This is a genomic window from Candidatus Enterococcus murrayae, from assembly GCF_017315985.1.
Lineage (GTDB): Bacteria > Bacillota > Bacilli > Lactobacillales > Enterococcaceae > Enterococcus_A > Enterococcus_A murrayae.
The window spans coordinates 1-20,631 of sequence record NZ_JAFLVR010000025.1; the positions used below are offsets into that span (position 1 = coordinate 1).

Here is a 20,631-nt window from a genome sequence, read left to right on the forward strand (position 1 = left end):
CTTGGTATATGACGCTTACTTTATATCTCGGAAAGCAAGGTAGTCTGAAAGTTGATCTGTAGTAATGGCATTTATTATAGAAGAAACTCGTTAGGATTCTTTCATGTCTACTATTTGAGTGATTTTATTATGGATAGTTATTATATCTAAAGCGGTCACTTGGGCATCTATAAGCAAGGTATCAATGGAGTTATCTGTCTCTGATAGATAATTGGTGCTTATGCAGAAGTCTGCGTCTTGATAAGAAAGCTTATTGCTTATTTCTAAGTTGTAAAAATTTTTGAACACATCATTAATTCGGTTAGCTATAAATAATTCTAAAGCTTTAGGAAGGTCTGTTTCGACCTTAATTCTAATCTTGTGCGCAAAATTTGAGGGGGATTCAATGAGCATAACCGCTATAGTGAATTGAAGGGCTAAGCCTTCCAGTCTATCTGGATCGTTTGTATAAATTTTAGATTGAGTGACCACTTTAATCGCCCGCTCTAGTAGTTTAGGTACTTTTTTCTTAATGTAGGCTTCTATTTCGTACCCAGTGACTGTAAAGCTAGTATTACCGAACAATTCTACCGACAAATGGCCTGCCAACAAAGTGCTTAAAAGTAGCTGTTTCTTGTCAGCTGGAATAGCCTCCTTATCGTACCGAGAGTCTTTCTCTGCCAGTATTTCGTCAAGATAGTGTAAATACTGTAGTAAGTGATTGTGATCTCCATTGTGTATGTTTAAATAGTCCACAACTTCATTGTTTAAGAAGTAAAAATTAGCGTTTGAATAGAACCAAAGAAGTAAAAATTTAATTTCTGGTCCCCTTAAATGAGAGTTTAAACGTAGTTCCTCTACTATTGTAGCATTCAATGAGCTCTCCATACCTGAAATAATGGAAAGGAGACCGTGATCGAAAGAGGAGGAATGGTTAATCGCACTAATTTTGCTTGGATCGATCGAACAACCATTTCTCACACGTAAAAGGTTTACTGCGAGAACATAGCTAGTGAGTTTTAAGCCAATATCATTATAGGCAATCCTGTTTTTAGAAAAAATATTAGCAGCAATCGTTTCACATTGTTCTTGTGAAATAGAGGGGAAGGGCCAATAAGAGCCATGGTAGGTTTTCCAAAAAAAAGCGACTGAAAAGAAACGAATTTTAGCCTCGTCGCCATATAGTTGAACACTGTCACCCTTCTTTTTTATGGATAAACCAACATTTTGCAAGAGAAGATTCAGATCATAAAATCTCTTTTGAACAATGGATTCAGAAATAAAATTCTCATACGCAAAGGTAGAAATGGTCACTTTGTTTGTCCATAACAATGATTCTAAAAATTTGTAAAAGGCGTTCGCTTGAATAATTTGTTGGTACATTATTTTGAAGTCTTTCTTCGTACCTGTAAATTTATACCCTTGTCCACGACGATAGATCAGTAAGTCGTTTGATGCCTTATTTTCTACAGAAGGATACTTCTGCAACAAATCAAAATATTTATAAATGGAACGCCGATCCATACCTAAAAGAACAGATAGTTCCTCGACTTTCATAAATTGACGATTCTTATAAAGGAGTTGAAGGAGCTGGATTTCTTTCGCCGCTTCACTGCCCCAAAACATGTCTAAGTTAATCATGGTACGCCTCCAATAAAAAACAACCCTTATTTAACTTGGACATATAATATCATAAATAATAAAAATTTCACCTTTTAAAGCTTGTTAGGATTAGAGTATTACTTCTGAATGATTATGGAGAATAAATTCGAAACTGAAATGATGTCAGAATTTGATTTCTAATGGAAGGGAAATAATTAATAAAAGTTGTTTTGTGTGTCCAGAAAATGACCCTTTTCTGTACATTTTCTTTTATTGCTATTTATTTACGGTTATCAATTCTTTTTGTGTCCAGTAAGTCGTTTCAAAATCTATGTTCAAAAAGTAGAGAATTGAGATTTAGCGAATGTAACACAAACTGATTGTGTGACATTCGCTAAAATAGCTCTATCCCTTGCGGCTCTAGGGAAAGCTCGTTTTTCTTCTGGTCGGTTTTTATTTCATGCGTTTTGAACGCAACATAATGATTCTCTGAGAGTGTTTTAGTTACATTTATTATAGATAGAAGGAATACGTTATATAAATGCAACCTGATAATTTTGTCTAAGAGTGAAGAATACATTTATGATATACTTGCAAAGTAGTAAGTTTATGGCGGTGGCTACTAGGAGGTGGTGCCTATGGGTATCTTCTCACTTCTCAGGAAGGAGTAGCATTTTTGTCTGTTGCTGAAGCAATGAGTATGATGTTCCAATTCGGGACGTTGCTTATTGCATTGGTTGCCTTGATGGTGACACTTAGCAAAAACAACAAAAAATAAACCCGTCATAATCTTTGGCGAGAGATGACGAGTTTATAAAACTTATATAAATCGAAGCCACCGTCTTAAACGGGCTACTTTTTTAGGGAGTTACGTGTCGAGCGTAGCTCCTTTTTACGTATTCAGTATATCACGGACAAGAGCCATTTTCTAGCCTGACATTTTGTATCGATTATATTTTGGTAGAAAATAAATTTATCACTCTCCCCTGCCCCTGTTGTACAGTTCTTGTCTGTTTATGGTATACCTTATTTAGTCGATTTCGAAACGGCTGCGGTTGTTATTTTTGGGTACACGTTTAGGATGCAGTATCAATAGTATTTGTAACAATATATATAGGTGTTACCTTTGGCTTGGGTCTTTTTAGATGTATTGACTTTGGAGATTCCCATCACTGCTGAACTAAAAAAAGCAAAGCAGAAATTGTTTAAAATAATGCTTGTGAATATCAGTGTTTGATCGAAGAAGGGCTGGATGGGAGAGAATGCACGTCGTGATCATTATGGTTCTGGGGCAAAATTTTCAATAAACTTGAATTTGATCTATTTCCCGGTAGTTCTCCTTAACTGCTTTTTTTTACTCACGAATGGATAAATAGTTTCTTATTTTTTACTGGTGCATTCGCATTGTATTTCTTGTTTGAAAAAATAATTGGTAAAAGAGACAAATAAAGATTAAATATATGGAATAGTAAAAAGAGGTCAGAAACTTAAAAATTACTGATCCTCTTACCATTTCGTGACACATTTGACTTATAACAGTGTCAAAAACTTATGTTCAGAGAAGGTGAAACGACTTCAAAAATTTGTAGTTATTCATAAGTTGAACTTATTGGATTAGAAACTAATTTATACTAATATTTCATATTCAATAATTCTTTATAAATACGAAAATTGCCGAAGTCTTTCGTGTTGCTTCAGTAAGGCGTATTCTTCATGTTTTTTCATACTATCGAATTAGAAAGATAAGAAACTTGGATGAATTTCCAATTTTATGAAACAGTTTGGACAAGAATTTCTTCTGGTTAAGTATATGGAGTGAACTTCTATTTATTCTACAGTTAATTTATTTTCCTATGTGCCCCATTTTTTGTTACAGACAAAAGCTACGTACTTTTTGAAATTGTTACAGAGAATGTAGCAGAGTTAATTGATTCTGATTGAGTGATAGATATATCAGCCCCCATTAACATACTGATAGATTAGTCTTTTTGAGATATATTCACTTTTAATTAAGCCGAAAATCCATCTGACCAAGCGAAAGATTCATTAAGCAAATAATGACTGATCAACCCCGCTCGTTTGAGTGGGGTTTTTGTTTACTAAAAGGTGAAAATGCCAGTGTAAGCATATTAGGAGATACATTCAATCACTTGTGCTATGGTTAATCTATAGAAATAAGTGAAGTGGATGATCTAGCTGCTGCTTTTCTTATTCATCCAAAATCGTAGGAGGAGAATCGCATGAAATCACTATTTAAGTTTATGGTTGCCAGTACCCTTATTGTAGGCGGAGTTTTAGTAGCGGGAACAATTTTGACAACGAAGAAGATCGACGAATATGGCGATGATCTGCAAAACTTTTTACACTAATTTAATTATTAAGCAGCCTTACTTCAGATTTTGGAGTGAGGCTTTTTTAATGCGCTAAGCACAATTATTTCAGTCCTCTATGAAATTATCGACCTTAGGAATGGTTAGATATCCGTATACTTAAGGTATCAAATGAATGAAATGGAGGAACGGATATGAAGTGGTATCAATTATCAAATGAAGATGTTTTACATAAAGTCGAATCACAAATAGCTGGATTAACGAAACAAGAACGGGAAGCTCGTTTGAAAAATAATGGACCGAACAAAATGGAGGAGAAGGAGCAGGTCAAGCTATGGCGGAAAATTGCGAAGCATTTTACCGATTTATTGATGATTGTTTTGATCGTTGCTGCTCTCTTGAAATTTGGGACAGGAGAAATCGCTGAGGGTGGAATTATTTTCTTAGTGGTGATCATCAATGGGTTTGTTGGGTACTGGCAAGAACGCAAGGCGGAAGAATCATTAGATGGCTTAAAGCAAATGATGGGACAAGAGGCAACGGTCCTAAATGAAGGTCAGCCGCTCAAGCTGGCTTCAGAGGAACTGGTCCGGGGAGATGTCGTGCTCCTCAAAGCAGGCGATGTCATTCCGGCAGATTTACGTCTGATCGAAGTCCATGATTTAACAGTGGAGGAATCGATTTTGACAGGTGAATCAGAAGCTGTTGAAAAGCAGGTTGAGCGGATCTCACAAGAGGCGTTGGCCGGTGATCAGTTAAACATGGCGTTTTCCGGCACACTCGTACAAACAGGATCAGCCAGAGGAATAGTGGTTGAAACGGGTGATGCAACAGAGATCGGTAAAATCAATCATGCCCTGCAATCAATCCAAGGACAAACGACGCCGTTAGTCAAAAAAATGCATCAGCTGAACAAACAGATTTTTAGAGGTATTTTGGCTCTGATCGTATTTTTACTCTTCTTTACAAGCTTCAGATATGGGATGGATTGGAGTCTGATGTTTTCTGCGAGTATCGCATTGATCGTCGCAATGATTCCGGAGGGACTGCCAGCCGTCTTAACGATGATCCTTTCAATGGGTGTCAAAGAAATGGCGGATGAGAATGCCATCATCAAAGGGATGCCGGCTGTAGAAACGCTGGGCTCAATGACGGTAATCTGTTCTGACAAAACAGGAACGCTTACGAAAAATGAGATGACAGTACAGGAAGTCATGACGGAAGAATTGTCGGTAGTCAAAGAGATCATGAATAACTGTCAGGAGTTAAAGACAAAAGATGATCAGAAAATCGAAGAGATTCACGGCAATCCGACTGAGCTTGCGCTATTGAAGTACATAGCGGAAGAAAAGCAGCAATTAAAACCAGTACTGGCGAAAATCCCCTTCAGCTCGAGCTATAAATACATGGCGACAATGCATGATGAGGGTGAGGGACGAGTGATTTTTGTTAAAGGGGCTCCGGAGGTATTATTGGAAAAAGCAGATTTAACGAATGAAGCAAAGACCCACTGGGAGAAGCGCGGCTTAGAATTAGCCAGCAAGGGGCAGCGTGTACTCGGCTTCGGTTATAAAAAGGTCTCTTCAACCGAATTAACCCATGAGTCGTTATCAGGACTAACATTTGCTGGTTTAGCTGGGATCATTGATCCGCCCAAAGAGAGTGCCATTCGAGCGGTTGAACAGGCGCAACAGGCTGGGATATCAGTTAAGATGATCACTGGTGATCATAAAGCAACCGCACAGGCGATCAGTGAGCAAATCGGTTTGAAGCATACAGCTAAACTATTAGAGGGTGCTGATATTGATGGAATGTCTGATGACGCATTGGCCGAAGCAGTTCGCAAAGTGGACGTCTTTGCTCGGACAACTCCGGATCATAAGCTTAGGATTGTGACTGCGTTGCAGAAGAAAGAAGAAGTTGTAGGGATGACCGGTGACGGGGTGAACGATGCGCCTGCTTTAAAACAGGCCGATATTGGTATCGCGATGGGGATAAAAGGCAGCGAGGTAAGCAAACAAGCAGCGGATATGGTGTTAGCTGACGATAATTTTTACACGATCGTGAAAGCTGTTAAGGAAGGTCGGAGAATTTTTGATAATCTGCAAAAGACGATTAATTTCTTTTTACCAACGGCATTAGCACAGGGACTGATCGTCATACTTGCTTTGCTGATGAATCGACCACTGCCTTTAACGCCGATTCAAATTTTATGGGTTAACATGGTAACGACAATCACATTATCCTATGCGCTAGGGTTTGAAAAGGCGAGTGGTGACACGATGACTCGTCCGCCGAGAGATACGAAGATGGGGATTCTGTCAGGCTACAGCTTCTTTAGAATTCTATATGTTTCCTTGCTGATTATGATTCCGGCGTACTTCTTGTCCATGCAATTTGAAGGAGCAGCCCTGCAGCAAACGATTCTGTTACAGAGCATCGTTTTAGGACAGGCTGTATACATGATCAATTGTCGCGAGATGCTCGATCCAGCGATCAATCGTCGCTTCTTCGAAAATAAATTTCTATTCATTTCACTAGCAATCCTCTTCCTGCTTCAACTTGCAGTTGTTTTTCTACCGTTAGGCCAGCAGCTGATCGGAACGACAGCGCTTAGCTTAACGCAACAAATAGTAATCATTGGCAATGCACTCTTGCTGTTCTTAGTGGTTGAAATCGAGAAGTGGGTTAGCAAAGGAGTCGTTCAGAGAAAAGAAAAAGCAGCTAGTCATTACCAAAAGGACTAGCCGCTTCGACTAAAGGTACGAATGAGAAGTGAGTTCGGTCAATTGACTGAGCTCATTTTTTGTTGGAATAGTTGATAAGTAAACGACTGGAAGAGACACCGAATCTAACGGAATATTGGAAAGGATCAAATCCCCTGTTTGAAGAATCTCTTCCTGCAGTTGAGAAACCTCGAGGGAGACCAAGTTGACGCGTTTGCCTAAAAGGTCAGCCAGCTCTTGTTGAAGGAAGGCTTTCCAGGCCGGTTCGCTCTGAAAAATAAAGAAGATCGTTTTTCGATGCGGCCGGATCGAAAAAATCGCCTGTTGGCTTAAAAGGGAAAAGAGATTAACGAAATAGGTAGTATCACCGATGGCAGAAAACTGCGGCAGACTATTAAAAAGCGCTATACTTTTTTCAGTCAAAATAGCGTATGATTCATTTCTTTGAACTAGCAGCTCTTGATATTCTAGCTGAAATTGCTTTGATAGTGCAGGCGACTCGGCATATTTTAATAGCAGCAGCAATAAATTTGTTGGTAAATTTGACTGAAGCAATGCCTGTAGGTGGAGCTCATCAGCGATTGCTTGAACGGTTTGCTGTGCTTTTTCCCGCAGCAGCGGATAACCCTCAGCCAGTACGTCTGAAACCTGCTTCCCTAAAGGATTATTATAATTCCAGCTTTCCAAAAAGCAGAAAAAGGCAAAGAAGATTTCCTCGTCTTGCAGATACACCCCTTCTTTTTCGTATAGGGATTTCAAAAGCGGCGCGTAAAGAGTAAACAAAGGATCTGCTGCATCAAAATGGAAATCATCGATCGGACAGCCCGCTTTGATTCGGATACTGTTGATAAAAAACCAGCAAATGCCAAAAATCTGTTCAGTATCCACAGATAAGACCTCTGTCAGCTCTTTCGTCAAGAAACGAAGATAATGCTCTTCGTGGATCGAGTAATCTTCAAAGAAGTAATTATTATGGGTGAAGGGCAGCAGCAGCCGATGATAAAAAATTCGGATGGCACTTTCTTCGCCACTTAAATAGGCGCGTGATGAAGTTAAATGAATTTTGATATTAAAAGGCTGCAGCTGACGATTGATTTTTGTACGTTGTCGTTTGAGTGTTTCATAAGAGACACCCGTCTCATCAAGAAAACGCTGAACAGCTAAATCCTTTGTAAAAAACAATTGCTTGATCAGCTGCAGACTGACAGATTGCGGCAGAAACGTTTCCCAAATATCGTTGGTCAGCGAATTTTCGATCGAAATCAAGCGAATGCCGCTTTTATCAGAGTCCAATTCCCAATGTTCCGGCAGGTAACCGCGAATCAGCTGCAAATCAGAAAAAATGGTTCGTTCTGTCGTGCCGATTTTTTCTGCTAGCTCCTTGGCTGTTAGCTGTGAATGATTAAGAAGCTGTTCCAAAAGTAAAATCTGACGATATATATCTTTTTCAGTAATGATTTTTTTCAGCATCGAGTACATATAGGAACCCTCCTTTAATGACAAGCATACGAAGAAAGAGCAGCTGGGTCAAGCGACAACCAGCTCAATCAGCAGAGATGATTCTAAGTGCTGGGGATTTTTTTTATGAAGGAAATAGTCTATACTTCTATAGGTAAGAAAAAATGTTTTATCAGAGAGGATGAACACAATGTTACAACGAAAAATCGGCAGCAGCTATTGGGAAACTTCGGCGATTGCTTTAGGGATCATGCGAATGTCAGCGCTAACGTCATCAAAAGCAGCAGCAGTTTTAGAAACGGCTTTAGAAAGTGATATCAACTTTATCGATTCAGCGGATATGTACGGTGATGGAAAATCAGAATTAATTTTCGGTGCGGCTTTGAAAGAGGCCAACATCTCTCGAGACAAATTCTTTATTCAATCAAAAGGCGGCATCGTCACTGGGGATGACAAGCGTTATGATTTTTCGAAACAACATTTACTAGATTCTGTGGATGGGATTTTAGACCGCATGGGAATCGACTATTTGGATAGCTATCTATTGCATCGTCCTGATCCATTGATGGAGCCGGAAGAAATCGCGGAAGCCTTTGATCTCCTGCAGGCAAGCGGAAAAGTTCGCCACTTTGGTGTATCGAATTTTAATCCGGAACAATTTCAATTATTGCAATCCTATGTTGATCAAAAATTATTGATCAATCAATTGCAATTTTCGATCATGCATACAGGGATGATCGATTATGGGATGCACACAAATATGACTGATACGCGTTCGTTCGATCATGATGGCGGTGTGTTAGAATTCTCTCGTCGTAAAGGGGTAACGATCCAGGCCTGGTCGCCATTCCAATATGGCTTCTTTGAGGGCGTCTTTGTTGACAATGACAAGTTCCCAGAGCTAAATGAGTTGTTAGATAAATTAGCGAAAAAATATGAAACCAATAAAAACGCGATCGCGACTGCTTGGATTTTGCGTCATCCAGCGAACATGCAAGTGATCTTAGGTACAATGAATCCAACACGAATTAAGGAAAGTGCTGCAGGCGGCGATGTGACATTAACGAAACAAGAATGGTACGATGTATACTTCGCAGCAGGAAATGATTTACCATAAGTAAGCAGCAGCTACTGTTTGTACACCAAAAAATTTAATCATAAAGTTGGAGCTCCCTTCAGAAAGGTTTAACCATTTCTGAAGGGGGCTTTTTCTGTAAATATTTCTTATGTAATTAATTTTTACAAAAAAAGTTTCCTGATAAGTAAAAAAATATTTTTTGAACAGTTATTTATAATCTATTTAATTCAGTATTGAAGAAGTTATTTTAAATAAAAAACGTTTTTTAATTCTATTGAATTTTTTTCTATAAAAAAACAGTTGCAGTTATTCTGTGAATAAATTACAATGATTATAAATAAATCAAAAATAATCTGTTTGTTCAATCTAAATAATGATTATTAGTCTTTTATTAGACTTTTGTAATTATAGATAGTTTCAAATTAATCTGGTAACAGTTATGGAACTGATATTTTTTAGTTAATTAAGACTTTGAAATGGAGAGAGACCTTTAAAAATAACTGAAGTTTTTTATTGATTGATGAAACGATAAATGAAGATAAAGGGGATCTAAAAATGAAGAAGAATAAATGGATTTTTTTAATTGGCTTCGCTATGAGTATTTTTTTGTTGGGAGCAGCGGGTCAAACAGTTTCGGCGGATGAGATAACCGTCGATACAATCGTTGGGCTCCAGGATGCAGTTAAAAATGCGCCTGAAAACAGAACAGTGCTTTTGGGAGGATCATTCCCGACAGATATCGGTGCAACAATTGCATTAGCAGAGTCGCCCTATCAGGTTGAAATCGATGGTGGGGGTGTGACGCTCCAATCGACTACGGGGAAGCAATTATTTTCATATGGAGCAGGGAGTGGGACGGCGAGCTCTGCACTAACGCTGAAAAACTTTAATTTGCAAGGACTGGGTAATAATGCTCGAGCATTATCAGTCTCTGGCTACAAGGGCGAGTTTATTTTAGAGAATACAGTAGTCAATAATTTTCGCGGATACGACGACGGCAGCGCCTTTTACACTAGCGGAAATACTACATTAAAAAGTTGTACATTTTCGAATAATGTAAACAATGCTTCAGGCTATTCAGGCGGCGCAATCGCTTGTAAAGGCTATTCAGCGAATTTTAAAACCTATAATACTAAATTTATTGCCAATGAAACACTTCAGGCAGGAACTGGAAATGTCGGTGGTGAGGGTGGTGCGATTTACTTCTTCCAACCGAGTGCCTCAGCAAAATTCACCTTCAAGAATAATTATTTTGCAGGAAACAAATCGGTCGAAAATGTTTCAGGAGGCGGTAAAGCCAAATTAGCAGATGGCGGAGCCATTGCGTTTTTCAACACAGTCAACGGAACCGACATTTTGTTTGACGGGAATTCATTTGTCGGCAACATCGCTGGAGATGATGGCGGAGCAATTTTGATTCAAACGAATGACAACATTTCAAGTGCTGCTACATTTGTGAACAATACGTTCTATCAGAATAAAGCTCTAGGACAGGATCTTTCAGCAAATAATGGCGGAGCGATCCAGATTTATGCCAATGGCGGTATAACTGAAGGAAGAAGAGCAGCGGTTGATTATATTAATAATAGCTTTGTTGAAAATACAGCAGTCTATGATGGTGGGGCCATTGGCAGCTCCGGCTATGGCTTGAATTATTCTGCGGGACGCTATGCCAATAATTTATTTGCAGGAAATAAAGCACGCTCAGCCACCAAGAGCAATATTGCAGATGGCAAGGTTGATGGAACAGGAAACCTTGAATCAAATCTTGGTTACGATAATGGAACGGCTACTACAGTAACAATGGCGGACGTTTTTGGCTCAGTCCCCGTTGGATTAGTTGATAACTACAATAAAATCAAAGCAGGTACGTCAAGTGATGCGATCATTCTACCGACAGTGCCGATCGCGCCAGAAAAATTAGCGGACGATCAGGTAGAAAACTTACGAGCGGTAAATGAAGACCAGCGAGGGTTGCCGCGGACAGCAAAAGCTGATATAGGTTCTGTCGAAATCGATTGGATCAAGTATGATAGTAACGGCGGAATTTTTGACTTGGGAACAGAACTGCCGAAATATGAAGGCATTGTTTATTATGAAGGAACACAACCAGAAGCATATTATCAAGTTGGCTATAAAGACTTGAATCAAACGATTCCAGCTGGCGCAGATTTAAAAGCAACACGTGACGGCTATCAATTTGCCGGGTGGTCAAAAGATAAGGATGCGAAAGACCCTGATGCCAACCTTGCTGCAGGACAATCGCTCACAATTCCGAAAGGTAACGAGACACTTTACGCGATTTGGAAAAAATCTGAGCCTGTGATCGTGCATTATATGACCTACGATGAAAACAAACAGCTGGTTCAGATCAGTCCTGATGAAACCTTGACTGGCGACTTGGGAACGTCTTATCATGCACAGATCAAGCAAATTGATGATTACGTTTTTTCTGGAGTCAAAGAGGGCGATTCTATCACGGGTATCTTTAGTGACGAGCCTAAGGAAATTACATTGATTTATACGAAAGCTGTCAAAGAAAAAGGAACCGTGCTTGTTCAATATCAAGATGAGTCAGGGAAACCATTGGCTGGCAATGAGATGTCAATGGGAGAGATCGGCAATGATTATACTACCACGCAAAAGAATATCGACGGTTATACATTTAAAGAAATAAAAGGGGCGTCAGCTGGTAAATATGTGTCTGGGATTACCCAAGTAATCTATGTTTATACGAAAAATCCAGCGGAGCAAGGGAAGGTCATCGTTCATTATCAGGACGAGGAGCAAAATCCATTGTGTCCGGATGTTGAGCTGACAGGTGATGTGGATGCGATCTATACAGCTGAAGTGAAGCCTTTTGATGACTATACAGTGAAAGGGATTGTCGGAAGTATTAGTGGAAAGTATACGCTTCAAAACCAGGAAGTGACGGTAATCTATGCGAAGAAGGGAACCGGAGTAGAAAAAGGGGTTCTGATTGTAGAATATCAAGATGAAGCTGGTCATCCACTTTTAAATAGTGACGTGACCCTTGCTGAGATCGGTGAAGAGTATACTACTACGCCAAAAGAGATTGACGGCTATAAACTCAAAGAAGTGAAAGGTAGTGAAGCAGGAAAATATGTTGATGGTATTACGAAGGTTACGTACGTCTATGAAGCTATAAAAGGCAAAGTGACCATTCGTTATCACGACGAAGCAGGAAATGAGCTGGCTGAAAATTATACGGATGAACAGCCGATAGGAACACCGTTACCGCTTGAAAAGCTGAATAAGGACATTGCTGGTTTTCAATTGAAGGAAATCAAAGGTTTGGCTATGGATACAGGGGCTAGATATACAAAAGCTGAACAGGTTATTACTGTTATCTACAAGAAGCAAGCAGGGATGGTTATTGTCAATTACTTGAGCGATGAGGGCAAATCATTAGCTAAACCGCTGACGCTAAGCGGTCAAATTGGCGCAGAGTACCAGACTGAAGCGAAAGCATTCAAAGGCTATCGCTTGAAAGAAACCACTGGCAATGCGGCTGGAAAATATGACCTAGCTCCGCAAATCGTCACTTATATTTATACGAATAAAAGCTCAATCAAGGTTCAATACGTTGACGAAGCAGGAAAAGAGCTAGCACCTGCTGAACAAAAGATCGGCGTTATTGATGAAAAATACGAAACAACTGCCAAAGCCATTGATGGTTGGAAGGTTAAGGAAACACCGAAAAATGCCCAAGGAACCTATCAGGCAGAAGAGCAGACGATCACCTATGTCTACCTAAAGGCTACACCCGCTGAGGGATCAGGAGATGGCGGTGCAAATGATGGCGGCGGCCAAAGCAATACAGGGGCAACGACATACGTAACAACGAGAGCATTGCCAAACACTGGTCGGCAGCAAGCCACTGCAAAAAAATTACCAGCCACAGGGGAAGAACGAACAAGCTCGCTTGTTCTGACTCTGATCGGTCTAGGGTTAACCGGTTATATTGGAATGACTCTCTTAAAAAGAAGAGTAAACGAATAAGACAGCTGCTGAGTGGAGAAGAGATTCTCTATTCAGCAGTTTTTACTATTTCTTATCAGCTGCTGAGTTTGGCATATCAAAGAAGACTTGTTTCTATTCAACACGTCATTTTTTTGTATTCCTATTTAACCAATCAGCGATCAGGTTCGAACGATACAGCTGCTTATTCGTCCGAGGCTGTTTCTTTTTCTTCTTTTTGACTGTCGGCGGGGGAGTGGCAGATTCCGCTGTACGCTGTTCATTAGCATTTGCAGTTGATTCGTGGCCGTGAGAATTTCTTTGTATAGGTTCATTTATAGAGGACGGCTGTCTACTGGAATCAGGATTTTCCGACACTTCATCTATCCATACAACTGAGGCATTTTCCAAACTGACTACATCTGGATGAGCCACTTGAACTAGAGCCAATACTTCTGTTTCGCTTAAATCACTGGGGGTAATACCGGTTGGAACAACGATTTCTATGGGCTTAGGTGAAAAAGTATCTATAATTTGGACAGACTCCTCCTGCAGCTCTTGCTCCAGTTCCTCTTCTTCAAGAGTCTCTATTGTTCCAGGGCGGTTAATTTTGACAAAATTGACAAAACGTCTCACACCATCCGCCTTTTTGAAAATACTCAAAGTAGTCAGAATTTCTAAAATCTTCGACACCTCTGCTTTTGTCTTTGTTTCATCTGCATCCCGCAATGTCATTCGATGCTTTTTACCCGCAGCATCTTCAAATATGGATACCCAACGAAGCGTAAGGTCCGGATTCTTACGTTCGCCAGCGCCAGGGGTGTCCAAAAGCTTCCTATATAAACGAGCTTCCTCGGTAAATTGTTGAAATTCCGCTTGATTCTTAAACAAGCGCTCCTTTACTTTCTGCCATTCCTTCCCGTCTTCAAAGTAGTTCTCAAAATAAAGGCAGTATCTACGCATTACATCGCTAGGTGCAGCGGTCAGAAACAATTCACGAATTAAAGACTGAGCCATGAACGAATAGTCGCTTAGAATCAATGAGTTTCTTACCATGATCGCAATGGCGTACTCAATGATAGCGGAACTATTTTGAGAATAGTCGAAATAGCTGATCAATCTCTGCTCTAGGGTGTCACGCTTCATCGTAAAAATCTGGCGCTCGGTCAATGGTTTAGTCTGTCTATTTTTTTGCATGTCTAATCGCTCCTCATCAGCAATGTATACGTTTTCTAGTAATCCACAAAATTATCTTACCGCTAAGTGGCTCAAAATACGAACTCAATTTTGTAAAAAAAAATAAAGTATTTTGTTGGAAAGCTTCCTATCTAGTAATGATTAGTGAAGGGAACTCGCTGATACCCTTGAAAATAACACCTTATTTTAGTGATTTCGCTGAGGAATTCTGTGTAAAGGAAAAATCGACTTTATTCAGAGCCTATTTTTTTATGGATCACTTCACGTCTTTTTTTTTACGAAATTTCCTCTTATTTTTGACAAAATCGCTCAAAAAATCTAAAATCTCGGTTTTATATGAAAATGGTTACACGTTTTATTTGGATATGATTAGAAACAGGACTAGGGATAAAAAAGTCATACTATTCGTTTTTTATAAAAATACACGGCCTTGTTTGTGAGAAAAGTATCTTTCCGAAAACCGAAAATTAAAATCGTCATATAAAGGTTTTTGAAATCATTTCTATTTGTCATTTGTTTTATTGTGAAAAAGAACACGTTGGATTTGATGGAATGAGTAGTCAGAGATTCTCGATTCAAAAACTAAATAATTGATTATTAAATAAAATTGATTAGAAAGATTCTAACTTCTATTATAATTCAAAGAATTGTCGAGTATTAAAGTTGTAAACGTTATCAAACGCCGCTAGACTAAGGGTGTAAAGAAGGAAAGCGCAAACAAATAGACAAGCTGGTTACTTTTTAAAAGATAAAAAATAACAATATTTAATTGCGCAATAATCAATATGGAGGAGAATCGTTATGAGTTCAAAAGTTCTTGACCAATTTCTTGAAACGAACTTGGAAGATCTAAAAGAAAAAGGATTGTTCAATACAATCGATGTGTTAGAAGGAAGCAATGGTCCAATCATTACAGTTAATGATCAGAAAATGATCAACCTTGCCTCTAACAACTATCTAGGATTTGCTACTCGCCCTGAGCTGATCGATGCGGATGTGGAAGCAACGAAGCATTATGGTGCAGGTGCAGGAGCGGTTCGGACGATCAACGGAACTTTAGACATTCACCAAAAATTAGAAGAAAAAATCGCTGAATTCAAAGGAACAGAAGCGGCGATCGCTTTCCAATCAGGCTTTAACTGCAATATGGGTGCTATTTCAGCAGTTATGAAAAAAGGCGATGCGATTTTATCAGATGAATTGAACCATGCGTCAATCATTGATGGCTGCCGGTTATCTGGTGCGAAGATCATCCGCGTTAACCACCAAGATATGGAAGACTTAGAAGCTAAAGCAAAAGCAGCAACTGAAAGCGGCGAATACAACAAAGTCATGTATATTACTGACGGGGTCTTTTCAATGGACGGCGACGTAGCGAAGATTCCAGAAATCGTTGAAATTTGTGAAAAATACAATGTTATCACTTATGTGGATGATGCTCACGGAACTGGCGTTATGGGTCAAGGGCACGGCACAGTCAAACATTTTAACATGCAGGACCATATCGATTTTCAAATGGGGACCTTATCTAAAGGAATCGGCGTTGTGGGCGGCTACGTAGCCGGAACAAAACAATTGATCACTTGGTTGAAATCACAAGCTCGTCCGTTCCTATTTTCGACATCCTTAACACCAGGAGCAGCAGGCGCATGTATCAAAGCAATCGATTTGATTGAAGAGCATCCTGAATATGTCGATACGCTTTGGGACAATGCTAATTACTTCAAATCAGAATTAAAACGGATTGGTTACGATATTGGAAAATCAGAAACACCGATCACTCCCGTTATTGTCGGTGATGAAAAATTAGCCCAAGAATTTTCTAAGAAATTGTTGGAAAACGGTGTTTACGTGAAACCAATCGTTTACCCAACAGTGCCATTAGGAACAGGCCGCGTTCGGAACATGCCAAACGCAGGTCACACTAAAGAAATGCTGGATGATGCAATCAAGGTGTACGAAAAAGTAGGTAAAGAGCTAGGAATCATCAAATAAAAAATCAAATTAAGAGATAGAGAGGAAGTCACATCCATGAAAAAAGTATTGATTACAGGCGCATTAGGACAAATTGGTTCAGAATTAACAGAAAGACTTCGCAATGATCTAGGTGTTAACAATGTCATCTCAACAGATATTCGTACAATAGAAGGCAGCCCGGTCGTTGAAAATGGTCAATTTGAAGAATTAGATGTAACCGATTACGAAAGCTTTTTAGATGTTGCCAAACGGTATGAAGTAGATACGATCATCCATTTAGCAGCTTTGCTTTCTGCTACAGCTGAAAAACGTCCAGCGTTTGCTTGGAATTTGAACATGACTGGTTTAATGAACGCATTAGAAGTTGCTCGTGAAATCGGACCAGAAACCAAATTCTTTGCACCGTCATCGATTGCGGCTTATGGACCAGATGCAGAGCCGGATAATACTCCTCAGGATACTGTGATGCATCCTACGACCATGTATGGCGTGACAAAAGTAGCAGGCGAATTATTAGAGAATTACTACCATTCAAAATATGGTGTCGATACTCGTTCCGTGCGCTTCCCAGGCTTGATCTCATACAAGGTTGAGCCAGGCGGCGGCACAACCGATTACGCAGTAGATATTTATTATGAAGCATTAAAAAACAAATCCTACACTTCATTTATCGACAAAGGCACTTACATGGACATGATGTATATGGATGATGCGATCGAAGGAATCGTGAAATTAATGAACGCAGATGCGGATCGTTTAGAGCACCGCAACTCATTTAACATCACAGCGATGTCCTTTGAACCAGAACAAATCGCCGCATCGATTCGCCGTCGTATACCTGACTTTGAGTTGAACTATGACGTAGATCCAGTTCGTCAAGGAATCGCTAATACTTGGCCAAATTCTATCGACGACAGTGATGCTCGTAAAGAGTGGGACTTCAGTCCAAGCTTTGATTTAGATAAAATGACCGATGAAATGTTAGAAAAATTATCAGCGAAATTTAAGACTGAGGGCATCGAAACTAAAGTGTCCTTTGATAAAGTGAATTCATAAAATAGCAGGGATTTCTTAGTAGAACATGAGGAGGAAATAAGAAAAAAGGAAATGTTTAAAATAACGTTTCCCTTTTTCTTTCTCCATGTTAAAATAATGTCCGAACAAATGAGAGAAGTTATTAAATACCTGGTATACCGCAATTTTTTGTTCTATTTCTCTTATGTAATAACTTCAATTGTTTGTCTTAAAAATCAAGTTATGAAGTAAATGAACAGTCACTTCGCAGCAAGGATAGGCGTTCTGTTTTCGCCGTGATTATGATAGTAAGCCGTTATCCTATTTATGAAGGAGGAAAAGATAGCAGAACGGTACGTGAGTATGAATAGCAAATTTATTTTTCTAAAAAATAAATTCATTAATAGAATTCAGGAGGAAAAATTATGGCAGTCGACCAACAAGAACTCGTGGGTTCACAAAAAGGTGAACTAAAACGAACGATGACGTTCTTCCCGGCCCTTTCAACAGTAATGGGTACTGTAATTGGTGCAGGGGTATTCTTTAAAGCAGCCAGCGTAGCTGCAGTAACAGGGTCAACCAGCTTACACATGCTGTCTTGGTTCTTAGGCGGATTAATTAGTGTCTGTGCGGGATTAACTGGCGCGGAATTAGCTGCAGCGATTCCCGAAACTGGCGGGATGCTGCGCTACATTGAACGTGCGTATGGAGAATTTTGGAGCTTTTTACTTGGCTGGGCACAAGTAGTGATCTACTTCCCGGCGAACGTAGCAGCTTTAGCAATTATTTTTGCCACTCAATTTAAGAACCTATTCGGCATGAGTGATGCAACAATCATTCCAATCGCAATTGTCGCAGCAGCGTCGATCATGTTGATCAACTTCCTAGGTTCAAAGGCTGGCGGAATGTTCCAATCAATTACTCTAGTCTGTAAGCTGGTTCCTCTAGCATTAATCGTTATCTTCGGTCTGATGCGACAAGGAGATGTATCTGTCAGCTTGTTCCCAGTGCAAGCAGGTCCAGCAGTTGGCGGATTCGCTCCAGCATTAGGTGCCGGACTTTTAGCAACCATGTTCGCTTATGATGGTTGGATCCACGTCGGAAACATCGCTGGCGAATTGAAAAAACCAGCTCGTGATTTGCCTCGTGCCATCGCTGGCGGAATCTTAGGAATCATGGCTGTTTATCTATTGGTTCAATTTGCCTTCCTGCGTACATTGGACATCTCTGCTCTTGCAGGTAACGAAAATGCGGCTAGTATGGTTGCTGGCAGAATTTTCGGCGGCATGGGCGGAAAATTAGTAACGATCGGTATCTTGATCTCAGTATATGGAACGATCAATGGCTACACGATGACAGGGATGCGTCTTCCTTACACAATGGGACTTGAAAAACAATTGCCATTCTCTGACAAATTAGTGAAGCTAAACAAAAATCACGTCCCTTACATTGCTGGTATTTTAGAATTAGTAATCGCTATCGGTATGATGATGGTCGGCGGCTTCGATATGCTGACAGATATGCTGGTATTTGTTATCTGGATCTTCTACACTTTAGTATTTATCGCGGTTATCAAATTAAGAAAAACAGAGCCAGATTTGGTTCGACCTTACAAAGTACCGCTTTATCCAATCATCCCAATCGTTGCGATCATTGGCGGAGTGTTCATTCTAGTCATGACATTGATTAATCAATTCCAATTAGCGATGATCGGTATCGCCATCACCGCTTTAGGGATTCCTTTCTACATCTATTTGAAGAAGAAATATAACTAATCAGTATCTAAAAAGCACGTCCAAACATCATGGACGTGCTTTTTATCATTCTTCTTTTGTTGATTCGTAGTAATCCAAAAATAATTCGTGCAGGGCGGGGTGTGACTTACGCAGTTGCACCAAACGATTGGTCTCATAGGACATGAAGCAGTGCTGACTGGTACCTGTCGTGACTAGGCGCTCCCCATTATAAACCTGGTATTCAAAATCCAAGCGTGTACCGGTATATTTAGTGACGATCGGCTGAATCAAGACCTCATCGCCGAAGCGAACCATTTCTTTGTATTCGCAGCTGACCCCTAAGACTGGGATCATGATGCCGTCTGCTTCAACTTTTTCAAATGGACAATTCATAAAGGCCAATGCGTCAACGCGAGCTTCCTCAAACCACCGAATGTAATTCGAATGGTGGATGATTCCCATCTTGTCTGTTTCATAATAAAAAGGCTTGCGAAGATAGCCGGGATATTTTTCCATGATTAGTTCCTTTCCGTTGCAAATTTTTTCATGTAGCGAGGCAGTGACTCGCTAATAGAGGTGGGCAGGACAACATAATTATCCTTTGCTAGAGCATCACCGATCAGACTATGAAGATAGACTGCGGCAGCGATTGTATCGGTGTTTTTTTCAAACTGAGCCAAAAAACCGGTAATCATGCCTGCTAAGGTATCTCCCATGCCACCAGTCGCCATACCTGGATTGCCAAGCGGATTTTGATAATAGGCGACGGCGTCATCATAGATCGTGGTACGATGACTCTTCAAAACGATCTTAGCGCCTAAAAGTGCTTGTTTGGCGCGATTGTTTTCATTGGTCTGCTGGACAAAACTCAGTCCGCTCAAATGGGCCCACTCTGCTAAATGAGGAGTGAAGGTCGTTTGAGCAGGGAATTTCAGGGATAGCTTGTAATCACTGAACAAAGTGATGGCCGATCCATCGATCACCAACCATTGTTCAGCCTGCTGATTATTCAAGATTCCCTTCAGCAGCAACGCCATTTCCTTTGCTAAGCCAAGACCGGGTCCGATTAAGATCACATCAGCCTTATCCAGCACCTGATAGATTAATTTTGTCTCAGAAAAATCGACTACCATTGCTTCAGGTAATCGTGCGTGGAGAGCACTGTGGTTTTCCTTCGCAGTGATGACGGTGGTAAGCCCCGCGCCGCTTTTAATGCAGGCTTCGGCACTCATGATAATCGCGCCGCCATATTGCTGATTGCCGCCGATCAAAACGACTCGCCCAAAGGTTCCTTTATGGGAAATCTCCGGTCGTTTTGTAATCACTTTATGTAATATTTCTTCATTTAACTGAACCATCTAGGCACCTGCTTTCCTTCCCTACATTTTTATAAAAAAAGAAGATAGAAGTCGTTATGAGTAACATTATAAGGGAAAATGAAGAGACTGTACCAGTATTTCTTAAAGAGTTTTCATTTTTATTCTATGGAATAGAGTGCTATCATTATAGTGGTTTAATTAAAGAATGTCAGTTCAACTTTTCGCAGGTTACTA

The 20,631-nt window shown here is 40.0% G+C and carries 13 protein-coding genes; 8 read left to right on the top strand and 5 right to left on the bottom strand.

The features are described 5' to 3' along the window. Nucleotides 1-90 precede the first annotated feature (90 nt). Nucleotides 91-1,620, bottom strand: coding sequence for an AcpB/EbpR/MafR family transcriptional regulator (locus tag JZO85_RS11155; RefSeq protein WP_207108607.1), 1,530 nt, complete (start codon nt 1,618-1,620; stop codon nt 91-93). A gap of 637 nt (nt 1,621-2,257) precedes the next feature. Here JZO85_RS11155 and JZO85_RS11160 point away from each other — a divergent pair. The 3 genes from JZO85_RS11160 to JZO85_RS11165 all read left to right on the top strand — a co-directional run bounded on the left by JZO85_RS11160 (nt 2,258) and on the right by JZO85_RS11165 (nt 6,658). Then, nucleotides 2,258-2,359: a putative holin-like toxin gene (locus JZO85_RS11160; RefSeq protein ID WP_242550334.1), complete on the top strand. Its 102-nt coding sequence runs from the start codon at nt 2,258-2,260 to the stop codon at nt 2,357-2,359. 1,462 nt (nt 2,360-3,821) lie between these two features. Then, nucleotides 3,822-3,950 (top strand): hypothetical protein, encoded by a 129-nt coding sequence (locus JZO85_RS23325; RefSeq protein ID WP_010747051.1) that lies wholly within the window; start codon nt 3,822-3,824, stop codon nt 3,948-3,950. 155 nt (nt 3,951-4,105) lie between these two features. Then, nucleotides 4,106-6,658 (top strand): HAD-IC family P-type ATPase, encoded by a 2,553-nt coding sequence (locus JZO85_RS11165; RefSeq protein WP_207108608.1) that lies wholly within the window; start codon nt 4,106-4,108, stop codon nt 6,656-6,658. 9 nt (nt 6,659-6,667) lie between these two features. On the opposite strand, the gene mafR is transcribed toward JZO85_RS11165, so the two are convergent. Then, nucleotides 6,668-8,116 (bottom strand): global transcriptional activator MafR, encoded by a 1,449-nt coding sequence (gene mafR / locus JZO85_RS11170; protein WP_207108609.1) that lies wholly within the window; start codon nt 8,114-8,116, stop codon nt 6,668-6,670. A gap of 169 nt (nt 8,117-8,285) precedes the next feature. On the opposite strand from mafR, the gene JZO85_RS11175 reads away from it, so the two are divergent. Both JZO85_RS11175 and JZO85_RS11180 read left to right on the top strand, forming a co-directional pair. Then, nucleotides 8,286-9,212 (top strand): aldo/keto reductase, encoded by a 927-nt coding sequence (locus JZO85_RS11175; RefSeq protein ID WP_207108610.1) that lies wholly within the window; start codon nt 8,286-8,288, stop codon nt 9,210-9,212. A gap of 516 nt (nt 9,213-9,728) precedes the next feature. Further along, complete coding sequence (locus JZO85_RS11180) at nt 9,729-13,196, top strand: MucBP domain-containing protein (protein ID WP_207108611.1); 3,468 nt, start codon at nt 9,729-9,731, stop codon at nt 13,194-13,196. Nucleotides 13,197-13,301: 105 nt separating this feature from the next. Here the strand turns inward: JZO85_RS11180 and JZO85_RS11185 are convergent, their stop codons facing one another. Continuing rightward, a complete protein-coding gene (locus JZO85_RS11185) occupies nt 13,302-14,351 on the bottom strand; it encodes a DUF2922 family protein (protein WP_207108612.1) in 1,050 nt (349 codons plus the stop codon). Nucleotides 14,352-15,152: 801 nt separating this feature from the next. Between JZO85_RS11185 and JZO85_RS11190 the strand changes: the two genes are divergently transcribed. The 3 genes from JZO85_RS11190 (at nt 15,153) to JZO85_RS11200 (ending at nt 19,117) form a co-directional block, all read left to right on the top strand. Further along, on the top strand, nt 15,153-16,346 hold the full coding sequence (locus tag JZO85_RS11190) for a glycine C-acetyltransferase (protein WP_207108613.1): 1,194 nt from the start codon (nt 15,153-15,155) through the stop codon (nt 16,344-16,346). Nucleotides 16,347-16,382: 36 nt separating this feature from the next. Further along, nucleotides 16,383-17,384 carry an NAD-dependent epimerase/dehydratase family protein gene (locus JZO85_RS11195; RefSeq protein WP_207108614.1) on the top strand — a complete coding sequence of 334 codons (1,002 nt, stop codon included), beginning with the start codon at nt 16,383-16,385 and terminating at the stop codon, nt 17,382-17,384. Nucleotides 17,385-17,767: 383 nt separating this feature from the next. Continuing rightward, the gene (locus JZO85_RS11200) at nt 17,768-19,117 is read left to right on the top strand and encodes an APC family permease (protein ID WP_207108615.1); all 1,350 of its coding nucleotides are present in this window, start codon (nt 17,768-17,770) and stop codon (nt 19,115-19,117) included. A 45-nt stretch (nt 19,118-19,162) separates the two neighbouring features. On the opposite strand, the gene JZO85_RS11205 is transcribed toward JZO85_RS11200, so the two are convergent. Both JZO85_RS11205 and JZO85_RS11210 read right to left on the bottom strand, forming a co-directional pair. Further along, a complete protein-coding gene (locus tag JZO85_RS11205) occupies nt 19,163-19,594 on the bottom strand; it encodes an acyl-CoA thioesterase (protein WP_207108616.1) in 432 nt (143 codons plus the stop codon). A gap of 2 nt (nt 19,595-19,596) precedes the next feature. Then, nucleotides 19,597-20,436 carry an NAD(P)H-hydrate dehydratase gene (locus JZO85_RS11210; protein WP_207108617.1) on the bottom strand — a complete coding sequence of 280 codons (840 nt, stop codon included), beginning with the start codon at nt 20,434-20,436 and terminating at the stop codon, nt 19,597-19,599. Nucleotides 20,437-20,631 lie beyond the last annotated feature (195 nt).